This window comes from Treponema berlinense, from assembly GCF_052273165.1.
Taxonomy (GTDB): domain Bacteria; phylum Spirochaetota; class Spirochaetia; order Treponematales; family Treponemataceae; genus Treponema_D; species Treponema_D berlinense_A.
Window position 1 is genome coordinate 1 of sequence record NZ_DAVZIU010000036.1, and the last position, 12,543, is coordinate 12,543.

A 12,543-nucleotide genomic window follows, 5' to 3' on the forward strand; every position below is an offset into this window, starting at 1 on the left:
GAGCTAAAGCAAAAATCCCTTCAGGAACTTGGGCAAGCTGAAATTATCAGGAAAAGCAGCGAGCTTCAACAAGCCCTTAATGCCGAACGAGCTAAAACCGCAGAACTGGAGCAAAAACTAAAAACCGGAGGAAAAAAGATGAGCGAAGAATTGACTCAATGGGAATACAAAAAAATAGATTACGATACTATGGGAAGTGAACAAGAATTGAATCAGCTAGGAAAAGAAGGTTGGGAATTAGCCGCGCCTGTTGGAGGTGGAGTTGGACAACAAACTGTTGGTGGTATTATGAAACGTAAAAAAACAAAATCAGAAGATTACGGTTATTCAAGATAACTAAAAAAGGGCTGCACTCTCAAAAGCAGCCCTTTTTTATTATAAACCTACTTCTGGCCAATCTTTGTCTTTTTCACGAATATTACGTTTACCTTCTTCTTCCTTTTCTTTTAGATATTGGCTTATTGTTTTGTTACCTGCAAGTTTTCTCAGTTCTTCATTACGTTTTTGAACATCATCAAAATTTGCTTTTCGCCATTGTTTTTCTTTTTCATCATAAAATTCCTGACCAATAATAAGTCTTCCAAAAGAAGAATTACCCCGTCCGCCATTACGAACCATACCACCAGTTAAGGCTCCAAACATCTTGTCTTTGGCAAACTCGCCCATGCTTGCCCTCATAGCACTACCATAAGTTTTTTTTCCAACTTCATTAGCCTGTTTTGCAAGACTGTCTCTTGCTGCCTGTCTTACAGCGGGATCGTTACTGTTAAGGTCAGCCGGATTTACAGAGGCAAACTCACCACTCTTACCCTTCTGTATAATATCATTACGGGCAGCTCTTGCAGCTTTACCTGCACTGAAATCAGCAGCCTCACGGTTTGCATTAATTTCAACACCTCTTTTTCCAATAGTTTGAGCTGTTTTTGCTGCTTTGTCAAAACCTCTATCTAACATTTGTCCTGCATGGTGCATAGAGTGTAGTCCTCCTCTTATTTCTCGTGCAAGGTCGCCCATTCCAAGAGAAGGGTTTCCTGAAATTACAGCACTTGCAATTCGTCCAGAATTTTTACATAAAAATATACCCAATGCGATTGTAAAAACATAAACAATTACTGTAGAAATTGATGATAAGTCAGTTTTTTTACAGAATTCTGCACCTAGTTCAATATACATAGAAACCGTGAAGAAGCACATCATTGTAGTCACAAGTATTTTTGCAAAATATGCCAAAAACATTTTTAATATATTTGTTGCAAACTGTTTTGTTGCATCAATAAAGAACAAAGGAATTAAAATACAGGAAACCGCAGCTACAATTAAGTATTCAATAACACAAATTACATATTCTAGCATTATGAAAATCATTGCAAGAACCATCGACATCTTGTAAACGAAAGATTATGAAAAATGCCTATTTACTAGAATATAAAATCGACATAAAAAAAACGGTCAGAAATGAAAGCATTTTACCTCAAATCTGACCGTCATTTTCAAAAAACTATTTATCTTAGCCGAGTGCAACCATTGAGAATACCATTGCAAACAAAGCAACAGTTTCACAAAGACCTACAACCATGATGTACTGAGAGAAACCTTTTCCAGTTTCGCCAAGAGCGTCTGAACCAGAAGCACCAGCTTTTCCCTGAGCAATAGCAGAAGCGCACATTGCAATACCTGACATAAGTCCAACACCAAGTTTAAATCCTGGAGCTGCACTTGAGCCCATCATTGTCTGCATAAGAAGGAAGCCGTAGATTGTCTGTGTCAACGGAGCACCTGCGAATACAGTAAGAATGAACGGAGCCGGTTTGTTAGCCATGTAACAGCGTTTCCAAGAACCGATTGCAGCCTGTCCAGAAATCATGATACCAATTGCCGAACCAAGAGCAGCAATACCCATTACAATTGCACAACCAAACTGTCCTAAAAATTCCATATTATTTCTCCTTTAATAAAGTTTATGACAATTTCTTATTTCAACCAGCCGCTGTAACACAACAGCTGGATTTTTAAATTTTATTCACTGAAAGGTTTGTATTTAAAACCTGTCCAGCTCATTCCCAAGTGTGTTGAAAATTCAAGCGTATTAAGACGTACGCCGTGAACGATAACCGAAAGAACATTCAGAATCATATTCAGACCATGTCCTACGGTAAGAATCAAAATCGCGCAGATGAACATTGCAAGATGGCCAAGCATTGGACCTGCCATTTCATTTACCGTTGCACTGATTGCTCCACCTGCCAAGGCTACAGCCCAAAGGCGGATATAAGAAACGATATCAGAGAATACATTTACAACGCCCAAAAGCACAGAAACAATATTCTTGCAACTTTCAAGGATGCTCTTTCCAATGCTTCCTTCATAGTTTGAGAATACAAAACTCAAGACAAAACCAAATGCAATTGCTCCAAGCGCAATATGTGCAACTGGAATTTTGTCAAAAAGCCAGTAACTTTCAGGAGTAATTCCAAGAGGGAATCTTATGCCATCAACTACCATACTCAAAACTACATAGTACATGCCGCCAAGCTGGAGAAGTGAACCCAAATCTCCCAAGAATTTTGGCGAACGTATATTTTTTGCAATGCCTTTTAAATGCGCAATAGCCAACTGAATCAAAGCAAGCGTAAAACAGAAAATTTGGAGGTTTTCTTTTACCCATGCTGAATAAGATATTTCAGTTACTGTGCCAGAAGCACTGTGAAGAATCATCTTAACGCCTTCTTTTGCAGATGTAACGTTTGACAAGGCTGGAACAGAAAGCATTTTTATGCAATCTGGCAACTGCTCAGGTGTAAGCCCGAACCAGGTACAAGTTACGGCTCCCCAAACCATTGTTGCCAATCCTAAAAGAGAAAGCAGGAAAGCCATTGGTGAAGGTGCCTGTTTTTTCTTAAAAGAAGGAACCATAGCAAGAATTCCGCTGACAAGCAAAAGTCCGCCGTATCCGCCATCTCCAAAAATCATGCCGAAGAAAATCGTAAAGAACAAAAGGAACCAGTTTGAAATGTCAAATTCATTGTAACCTGGAACTGTTCCAAGAAAGTCCGTAACTGGATAAATAAGACTTACAAACTTATTGTTCTTTAATTTTGTCGGAACATTGTCGTCTGCGGCAGGATCATCTGCAGCAAACGCCCATTTGCTCTCAATAGCTGTTTTTTCGACTTTTTCAAGTTCTTCTGCAGGAACATAACCTGTAAGCCAGGCAAGCCGCACAGCTTCGGGTTTTTGTTCATTTTTTTCTTCAACACCCATACCGCTGTAAAGATTTTCAAATTCAATATCTTTACCGAAGTTTTCACCAGCTCTTTTTAGTGATGGAAGATATTTCACAGAATCTGCAAGTTCTGAATCAATTTCAGTAATCCGCTTTTTATTCTGTTCAATAGTATCAGCCAGTTGCACCGTTGATTTTTTTGGCAAAACAACACGATATGCTTCAGGCGGAAGATTTTCCGGACGCTCATTTTGTGCCAAGTTGTGATCAGAAATCACAAAAAAGCGCGAAATGTCTTTATCGTCGTTAACCAGCAAAGTATCGATGCTTTCGTCTATCGAATTATATTTAGACGACGGCATTTCGTACATTGAAAGATAAACGCCTTTTTCTGCCAAAAAATCAAAATCTTCTGGAACAACATTTCCCCATTTTTTAAGACGGTCAAGTTCCGTTTTGTCTGACGAAATCGAAGAAAAAAGATTTTTCTTCTCTTCTGTCAAACTGATGATTTTGTCTGCCAAAGCAAAAGAGGCATCTTTTGAAAGCATTGAAGTTTCTGGGATTTTCTTTGTCTTGATTTCAGACAAAAGAGAAATTGCAAGTTCAATTTTTGAATTTTTATTCTTAAAAGATGAAAGTTCTTCGCTTTCTCCTTTTACTTCTTCAACATGAACCACGCCAAGACGGCGAAGAGTCTTTAAGGCCTGTCGTCTTTCTTTTTCTAGAACAACTATGCTTAATTTTTTCATTGGGACTATCATAAGCAAGCCCCCTCTTTTTCAGCCACGGCAACAGCAGCACGGTTACGCTGATCAATCTTCTTTTTAGAGATTTTTGAACGCACAACCTCGCTTACCTGCTGGTCGCCAAGATAAACTGAAATTTTTTTAATATTTGCTTTTGCTTCAGGAATTTTTACTTTTTCAAAAAGATTTACGCGCTGAGAAGTCGTACGCAGTTCTTTTGAGAGCAATCTTACCTGTTCATCAAGGACGCTAGCTTCAAGATCCAACGAAAGGGCCTTTTCCATTCTGTCAGCCGCAAGATCAATCCAAAGCGGAGTTTCGTACAAATCGTAATCTCCACGAGAAAAATCTGCGCCTTCGTAAATCGGAATCGTTACACCAGCAATATTTCCAGTACCCTTTTTTATGTTCCGAACCGTAACCATGTCGTTTTTAAAAGCCTGTTCTTCGCCAAAAACGCCTATCCAAATCTTGAATTCTTCTTCAAGGCGAATCCTGGCCTGACGAACTTCTTTTGCTTTTGCGCTGATGGTTCTGATTTCAGACTGAAGCTGCTGTTTTTTGAGCGTGAGCGTAGGAAGATAACGCTGATACATTTTCAGCGCGTCTTTCTGTGCTTTCTGCTCATTTTTAGTCAGCTTAATTTTTGCCATTAAATTTTATCTCCAAACAGGAATTATTTGTTCGGCCAGAATTCTGCAATCAATTCAGATTTAATACCTGTTTCGTCTTTGTTAAAGCAGGCTGCAAGAATCTTCCATCCTAAATCAAGTGCATTTTCCAAAGAAATATTTACGGACAAGTCCATCATTTCTTTTTCAAAAAGTTCACCGTATTTCAAAAGTTTTTCATCCCATTTTGACATCATAAAGCCCATGGACTTTTTTTCGAGGGTGTCTTTGTAAGATGAATACAGACGAATCATAGCATCCATAAGCGCACGGTGATCTTTTCTTGTCTTGCCGTTTACATTCTGCTTTAAGCGTGAAAGCGAACCAAACGGCTCAATACGACCGCCCTTAAGATAGTACTGACCTTCTGTAATATAACCTGTGTTATCTGGAACCGGATGAGTTACGTCATCACCAGGCATTGTTGTTACTGCTAGAATTGTAATGGAACCGCTTCCCTTAAAGTCAACGGCCTTTTCATAACGGGCAGCAAGCTGAGAATACAAATCGCCAGGATAACCACGGTTTGAAGGAACTTGTTCCTGAGTAATCGCAATTTCCTTCATAGAGTCTGCATAAGAAGTCATATCTGTAAGAAGAACAAGAACGTCCTTATTCTGCAAAGCAAACTGTTCTGCAACTGCAAGAGACATATCAGGAATTTTGATACATTCTACGGTTGGGTCAGCAGCAGTATGAATAAACATAACCGTCTTGCTCAACGCGCCGCCTTCCTCAAGAGTTTTCTTGAAATAAAGGAAGTCGTCATATTTAAGACCCATTCCGCCAAGAACGATAACATCAGCTTCAGCCTGCATGGCAATACGTGCAAGAAGCTGATTGTAAGGTTCTCCCGAAATAGAGAAAATAGGAAGCTTCTGAGAAACGACAAGAGTATTGAACATATCAATCATAGGAATGTTTGTTCTCATCATTCTTTCTGCAAGAATACGTTTTGAAGGGTTTACTGAAGGTCCTCCAATTTCTGTCATATTTTCAGTAAGAGCAGGTCCCTTGTCGCGAGGATCTCCAGAACCATTGAAGATTCTTCCCAAAAGATCATCACCGAAAGAAACACGCATATCGTGTCCCAAAAAGCGAATCTGATCGCCTGTAGAAACACCGCGTCCGCCGGCAAAAACCTGCAAAGAAACTGTATCACCATCAATTTTGTTTACTTCTGCAAGAGATTTTCCAAAACGAGTTGTAATTTCTGCAAGTTCGTTATATTTTACGCCTTCTGCCTTTACTGTAATTACGGAACCAGTGATTGATTCAATTTTGCTGTATATTTTATTCATTTTTCACCGTCCTTCTTAAGCCTTAAGCAATGATTCGACCTGAGCTGTAAGTTTGCCGTTTTTTGATGAATAAAGTTCATCGATTTCTGACTCAACTTTTTTGAAAGCATCGCTGTGCTCTTCTGTGTAGTTCCAGTCAAGGAATTTCTGACGCAACTGGTTAAAATAAGTTCTTGCTTCATCTTTATCTGCAAGGTCAAAAGAAGAACCAAGGATTTTAATGATTTTATCAAGGTCGTACTTCTGTCGTTCAACAGTTGCATTTGCATCTACTGCATCAAAAGAGTTCTGCTGGAAGTAAACGGCATCAAGCATTTCCTCTTTTAGATAAACAAGATAGTCGTCAAGGGAAGTTCCTTCTTCACCAACTACTTTCATCATCGAAGCAACATCAACGCCTTTTTTCATAATATCAAAGCAGAAATTTACCTTGCTAGAATCGATTACGCCTTTGTATTTTGACCATGACTGAATCGGGTCAATTGCAGGATATTTACGGGCATCTGAGCGAGCACGTGAAAGTCCGTGGAAAGCGCCAACGACCTTCAAAGTTGCCTGTGTTACAGGTTCTTCAAAGTTACCGCCGGCAGGAGAAACTGTACCACCGATTGTTACAGAGCCTATAGAACCGTCTGGTAAACGAACCTGTCCAGCACGTTCATAGAAAGCTGCAATATAAGATTCCATGTAAGCAGGGAATGCTTCTTCTCCCGGGATTTCTTCAAGACGACCAGACATTTCACGCAGAGCCTGCGCCCAACGAGAAGTTGAATCGGCAAGAAGCAAGACATTCAATCCCATCTGTCTGTAATATTCAGCCAAAGTTACAGAAGTATAAACAGAAGCTTCGCGGGAAGCTACTGGCATTGAAGAAGTATTACAGATGATGATTGTTCTTTCCATCAAAGATTTTCCGGTTTTCGGATCTTTTAGTTCAGGGAATTCTGTAAGGGTTTCTACAACTTCACCGGCGCGTTCACCACAGGCAGCGATGATTACAATGTCAACGTCTGCATATTTTGAAGTTGTATGCTGAAGAACTGTTTTTCCAGCGCCGAAAGGTCCTGGAATACAGTAAGTGCCGCCCCTTGCTACAGGGAAGAATGTGTCGATAAGGCGAACCTTAGTAACCATTGTTTCTGTCGGCGCAAGACGCTCTTCGTAACAGTTAACTGCGCGTTTTACCGGCCATTTGAAAGAAAGACCGATTTCTACGTCTTTTCCATTTTCGTCAGTAAGAACAGCAACCTTGTCATCAAGGGTATATTCACCAGCAGGCTTTATTGATTTTACAGTGTATGAGCCAAGCAAATAAAACGGCACAAAAATCTTGTGCGTAAACGGACCTTCAGGAACAGTTCCGATATATTCGCCAGCTTTTTTTACATCTCCAGGCTTTACTGTTGGTGTAAACGCCCATTTTTTTGTTCTGTCGAGAGGATTTACATAAACGCCTCTTTCAAGAAACCATCCTGCTTTTTCAGCAAGTAAAGGAAGTGGATTCTGCAAACCATCGTAAACCTGACCAAGAAGTCCAGGACCAAGCTCAGCAGAAAGCAAATCACCGGTAAACTCAACAACATCCCCGGTTTTAATTCCTTTTGTCATTTCGTAAACCTGAAGTTGGGCTACATTTCCGCGGATACGGATTACCTCACTTTTCAGGCTTGAATTATCAACTTTTACATAGGCAACTTCGTTCATGGAAATATTTCCGTCAAATTCGACAGAAACCATGTTTCCATTAACGCCGACTACCTTTCCTTTTGTATCCGTCATTATTTATCTCCCATATCTCCTTTGAGAATTGAATCATAGATTTTATGATAAGAAACCATACCTTTCTCTGCATTGAACATCTTCATTCTTAATGCGAGTTTTAAGCGCAAACCATAGGCATAAACAGCATCAACAGAAAACTCATCGGCAGGACGAATACTGTCCAAAAGATTCAGTCTGTATTGATTCAAGAACTGTTCTGCAGCCAGAGGACTATCCATTCCAGTTGCAGTGCGAGCCGCCTGAATCACTTCAGGAGAGAAACTTTCGTTTTCTATTTCGAATTTTTTATTCATGCGAAGTGCACGGATTTGAGCTAAAGCAAAACGAAGATTTCGTTCACCGTCATACCATTTGTCAAGAAAAACAGAACCTGTTGAAACTTTTTTTAACGGAGGTGTCAAAGAAAGAAGTTTTACCTGTTCAAAACTTTTCTTGTCAAGAAAACGCGAGCAGAGATCATAAAAGTATTCTTCTGTAACCGGCAACACCGATTTTTCGTCAGTAACTGAGAAAGATGGAAGTTGTGCCAAAAGATAATACTGATTACTCACTTATTTAGCCGCCTCTTTCATCAATGCAGCAACTCTAGGATTTAGATATGCGCTGAACAAATCAGCTACAGCTTCTGCCGAATAGTCATAGAATGCTGCTCCATCCTTTACACCGATACGGAATCCGTTTGAAACGGAATTGTCAACTTTCAGTGTAAGCCCAGTAGAAATTTCATTTTTCAAAGCTGCTTTTAGATTTGATTCAACTTCTTTTAAGCTTTTTTCGTTCAAAAGAACAGAAACATCTTCAGCAGAACTGTTTTTTACCCATTCCTTTACAACTTCTGGAACAAGGGTTGCCAGCAAATCTTTTGAATAAGAATCCGAGACTTCCTGCTTTATGAGCGCAGAAAGTTCTTTTGTAATACTGTCTTTAAATTGCAGAAGAAGGTTTCTTCCGGCTTGTTTAATGGCATCTTCACTTGCTTTTTCCAGGCGGGCTGTCTCTTCCTTAGCCTGCATAAGAATTTTCTCTGCTTCTTCTTTTGCATCAAGAATAATCTTGTCGGCTTCTCTCTGGGCCTGTGCAATTTTTTCTGAGGCAGAGTTTTCAGCAACGGCAACGCCATCTTTTTTGATTCTGTCAATCAGTTCTTCAACGTGGGTGTCCATGCTATCCTCTCTTTTTTTGTGAATTTTTTTAGTTAAAAAACTATTTCTATTTAAATATACCACCAAAACTTGGCAGCGTTAAATAACTTTGCGTTAATGATTACAAACTTTTAAAACCCCATATCCAACGAAAATTGAACTTCAGTCGTTGTAAGGTTAAGCTCACGTGCAATCATTTCAACATCATAACCGCGGTCTGAAAGTTCTTTTATCTGCTCGTTTATTGTTTTTTTAGGTTTTATCGGGTTGTCCGAATAAAAGACATTTTCTCCAATTTTTGGAATTGAAGCAAAGCCAGTTCCTTCGTTATCGACCATAAATTTTGTTCCAGAAGGCGACTTTATATATTTTTCTTCCTGCTGTTCAAATAATTCGCCCTGCTCGCCTGCAACTTCTTTTTTACCTTTTGAAGTTATCTGATATGCGCTGGAAGCCTGCAAAGCATCGGAAATTCTTCCGTAAGGCGCTTTGCTTCCATAAACTGAAGGATCTTGAGTTTTAGGGTGAATCTCATTTTTGTGAGAAACCTCGGATTTTTCAGAAATCGCCCTGTTAAATTGCGCCAAAGCAGCACGTTTTTCCAATTCCGACTTTGCAACAGCAATATGACGTTCTGCGTCAGCCGAAGTTGCCTTTAGCTGTTTGATTTTTTCTTCGATTAAATCCAAATTTTTTGAGGTCGTGCGGTTTACATCTTCAATCATCCGTGTAACTTCAAGCCGAGTTTTAGAAATAATATCTTCGGTCGTAAAAAGCCTTTTAAATTTTCTTAAAAACACAAGCCAGCCGGTTATATTTAAGCAACAAAGAATAAATGCCAGAACTGCAATTCCCTGCATATCTACCTCGAAATATCAATATTTTGTCCCAAAAAAGATTCACGGATTTCTGTCAGTTTCTTTTTTTCAGGTTCTTCTTCCTTACTTTTTTTCTGATTTTTTTGATTTTGAAAAGAATTTTTTTGATGGCCTTCGTCTTTTACCTGACTGGTGTTCGCTTCGTTTTCGGCAGTTTTGTGAACCTGCGACAACCGCTCCTGCTCCTGCTGAACGGCAACATTTTCCTGCATTGCCTGCGTCAATTGATTTCCGTTCTGCTGATGGGCGACATTTTTTGCAACGTTGCCCATTTGAGAATATATCGTCTGAAGATCAATCGGTTGAATTGCCATAATTTAATTTTACTCCAAAACCTATAAAAATCAACAAAACGCAGGAGCGTAAAAAACTAAAAAATGATTTTTTAGAGAATCTTTACTTCGTTTTTGAGTTCTTTGTTTTCAAAAAAATCCTTAACATTTTGAAGCGAAATTTCCGCAATATTTGAAAGCGCAGTCGTCGTTAAGAATGCCTGATGTCCGGTTATAAGAACATTAGGAAAGGTTAAAAGCCTTGCAAGAACGTCGTCTGTTATTACTTCCGTTGAATGGTCATTGAAAAAGAAAGCACTTTCTTCTTCGTAAACATCCAGCGCAGCTCCTCCGATGTGCTTGTGCTTTAAAGCGTGAACAAGGGCTTTAGTGTCGATTAAAGCGCCGCGGCCAGTGTTAATAATAACAGCATCACTTTTCATAGTTTTCATGGTATCGTGATTTGCGATATGCCTTGTTTCCGGTGTAAGCGGACAATGAAAACTTAAAACATCACTTTCCTTAAAAATCGTCGGGACATCGACATAAGAAAAACCTTCTTTTTCAGCCCATTTTTCGTCTGGATAAGGATCATAACAGATGATTTTCATGCCAAGACCTTTTAAAAGTTCAGCCATTATCCGCCCAATTTTTCCAGTGCCGAAAATTCCCGCGGTAAGACCGAAAAGATCTCGGCCTGTAAGACCTTCTATGCTGAAATTCTGGGTTTTTGTTCTTAAATAAGCCTGAGGAATATGACGAGTAAGAGACATTAAAAGCGCCAGCGCGTGTTCTGCAACTGCGTGAGGAGAATAAGCTGGAACACGGACAATTTTTATTCCAAAAGAAGATGCGGCAGACAGGTCAACATTGTTAAAACCGGCACATCTTAAAACGACGAGTTTTACTCCGCATTCTTTTAATATTTTAAGGACGGAAGAATCGACTGTATCATTTACAAAAACACAAACAGCATCAAAATTCTTTGCTGTGAACGCAGTTTTTTCAGTCAATTTAAAATCAAAATAATCAATTTCAAAACCAAATTTTTCGTTTTCAGAGCAAAAAGAAGCCTTGTCGTACGAACGAGTGTCATAAAAAGCAATTTTTATCATATTTCCTCCATAATAAGCACCGCATTAGCGGCAAGCCACGGATGGCGAGAATCACAGTTTGAGAGAGCAACGCTTGAGCAAACTGAAATATTTTTAAGCGGATTATAACAAGAAATAGATTCTAAGTCAGCATAGAGTAACAAAAATTTGTTTTTTTTTGCGGCATTTTTTTGTAGCAGAGATTGAAAGGGACGCGGAGCGTGTGTTTTTGCTATGCAAAAATACCGGAGGTGAAAACCGCAGCCCTGAAAAGCTCGGTTTTTGCAAGGCAAAAAGCCACCCGAATTCAAAAAGAAGATTTTTTGGATTTTTTGATTTTTTTCTGTTATCGTATGTATATGAAGATTTTTTTTAAATTAAACGTTTTTTTCTTTCTGTTTCTGCTATTTTCATGCTCTTCGGTGCCAAAGGCAAAAAATGGAGATTTTAAGAAAGCTTTTTCTGAATACGAGACAGTCGAATTTGAAGAACTTTGGGGCTATGTTTTTTATAAAAGAGAAGACTCTTACACTCCAGACCTTCCTCTTACCGATATTGGTTATTTTATAGAAGCAATTTCGGCATTTAGCGAAGTGCCAGCGACACCTCCTAAGGAAAAATATTTTTCTGACTGTCCGGCAAAAGTTCATCTCGTAACAAGTTGCGACTCGCGCTCACAAACCCACCTTTTGCTTTTACCAGAACTTCCGCTCAGAAATAAAATCATTGACGGCTTAATAGAAGCAAGCAAGACTTATGACGGGCTTCAGATTGACTGGGAGCTTGTAAGTTCTGAAGATGATGAAAATTTTATTGAATTTTTGAAAATTTTAAAATCAAAACTTGGCGAAAAAACACTTTCGATTGCAATTCCTGCGAGAATAAGGACTCTCTCAAAAGATGCCTATAATTATGAAAAACTTGCAAAGGTTGTGGATAAAATCATCATAATGGCCTACGACGAGCACTGGGCCACAAGCAAACCAGGTCCGATAGCAAGCACTGACTGGTGCAAAAAGATTTCAGACTATGCAAAAAGTCAAATTCCTCCGGAAAAACTTATAATGGGGCTTTCGTTTTACGGAAGAGCCTGGAGAGATGATACTCTCGGCGGAAAAGCATACATTTATCCAACATTGCAAAAAATAATGGAAGAAAACAAGATAAAAAAACACAAGCGCGATGAATATGGAATTCCAAGTTTTACAATTACAAAAAAACTGAATATCACGGCTTTTTACGACGACGAAATTTCCCTTTTTGTCCGAACAAAAATGTATGCAGAAAATGAAATAAAAGCCCTGAGTTTTTGGAGAATTGGACAGGAAGACAAATCATACTGGAAGCACTTAAAAATAAAAGAAACTGAAGAAACAAAATAAAAAAAAAGCGTGCAATCCCATTTCTTACAACGAATTACACGCTTTTTGA

General features: G+C 39.0%; 13 protein-coding genes. 2 read left to right on the top strand and 11 right to left on the bottom strand.

Going from position 1 to position 12,543, the window contains the following annotated elements; translation table 11 throughout:
* A partial coding sequence (locus tag ACT6XC_RS09010) for a hypothetical protein (protein ID WP_443741558.1) occupies positions 1-336 on the top strand: 336 nt, incomplete at its 5' end.
* A 39-nt stretch (positions 337-375) separates the two neighbouring features.
* Here ACT6XC_RS09010 and ACT6XC_RS09015 read toward each other — a convergent pair.
* From ACT6XC_RS09015 to ACT6XC_RS09065, 11 genes are all read right to left on the bottom strand, one after another.
* Positions 376-1,377, bottom strand: coding sequence for a hypothetical protein (locus ACT6XC_RS09015; RefSeq protein WP_443741559.1), 1,002 nt, complete (start codon positions 1,375-1,377; stop codon positions 376-378).
* 130 nt (positions 1,378-1,507) lie between these two features.
* A complete protein-coding gene (locus tag ACT6XC_RS09020; protein WP_078931233.1) occupies positions 1,508-1,936 on the bottom strand; it encodes a V-type ATP synthase subunit K in 429 nt (142 codons plus the stop codon).
* Positions 1,937-2,016: 80 nt separating this feature from the next.
* Positions 2,017-3,987 (bottom strand): V-type ATP synthase subunit I, encoded by a 1,971-nt coding sequence (locus tag ACT6XC_RS09025; RefSeq protein ID WP_443741560.1) that lies wholly within the window; start codon positions 3,985-3,987, stop codon positions 2,017-2,019.
* Entirely contained in the window at positions 3,984-4,625 is a 642-nt protein-coding gene (locus tag ACT6XC_RS09030; protein ID WP_443738660.1) for a V-type ATP synthase subunit D, read from the bottom strand. The genes ACT6XC_RS09025 and ACT6XC_RS09030 overlap by 4 nt, the downstream gene beginning before the upstream one ends.
* A 23-nt stretch (positions 4,626-4,648) precedes the next feature.
* Positions 4,649-5,944: a V-type ATP synthase subunit B gene (locus tag ACT6XC_RS09035; protein ID WP_443738661.1), complete on the bottom strand. Its 1,296-nt coding sequence runs from the start codon at positions 5,942-5,944 to the stop codon at positions 4,649-4,651.
* A gap of 15 nt (positions 5,945-5,959) precedes the next feature.
* Positions 5,960-7,723: a V-type ATP synthase subunit A gene (locus ACT6XC_RS09040; RefSeq protein WP_443741561.1), complete on the bottom strand. Its 1,764-nt coding sequence runs from the start codon at positions 7,721-7,723 to the stop codon at positions 5,960-5,962.
* Positions 7,723-8,277 (bottom strand): hypothetical protein, encoded by a 555-nt coding sequence (locus ACT6XC_RS09045; RefSeq protein ID WP_443741562.1) that lies wholly within the window; start codon positions 8,275-8,277, stop codon positions 7,723-7,725. Before ACT6XC_RS09045 ends, ACT6XC_RS09040 begins: the two co-directional genes overlap by 1 nt.
* A complete protein-coding gene (locus ACT6XC_RS09050) occupies positions 8,278-8,889 on the bottom strand; it encodes a V-type ATP synthase subunit E (RefSeq protein WP_443741563.1) in 612 nt (203 codons plus the stop codon).
* Positions 8,890-8,999: 110 nt separating this feature from the next.
* Complete coding sequence (locus tag ACT6XC_RS09055; RefSeq protein ID WP_443741564.1) at positions 9,000-9,728, bottom strand: hypothetical protein; 729 nt, start codon at positions 9,726-9,728, stop codon at positions 9,000-9,002.
* A gap of 2 nt (positions 9,729-9,730) precedes the next feature.
* On the bottom strand, positions 9,731-10,060 hold the full coding sequence (locus ACT6XC_RS09060; protein ID WP_443741565.1) for a hypothetical protein: 330 nt from the start codon (positions 10,058-10,060) through the stop codon (positions 9,731-9,733).
* A gap of 71 nt (positions 10,061-10,131) precedes the next feature.
* The gene (locus ACT6XC_RS09065) at positions 10,132-11,133 is read right to left on the bottom strand and encodes a 2-hydroxyacid dehydrogenase (protein ID WP_443738667.1); all 1,002 of its coding nucleotides are present in this window, start codon (positions 11,131-11,133) and stop codon (positions 10,132-10,134) included.
* A 401-nt stretch (positions 11,134-11,534) separates the two neighbouring features.
* Here ACT6XC_RS09065 and ACT6XC_RS09070 point away from each other — a divergent pair, with 401 nt between their 5' ends.
* On the top strand, positions 11,535-12,494 hold the full coding sequence (locus ACT6XC_RS09070) for a glycosyl hydrolase family 18 protein (protein WP_443741566.1): 960 nt from the start codon (positions 11,535-11,537) through the stop codon (positions 12,492-12,494).
* Positions 12,495-12,543: the final 49 nt, after the last annotated feature.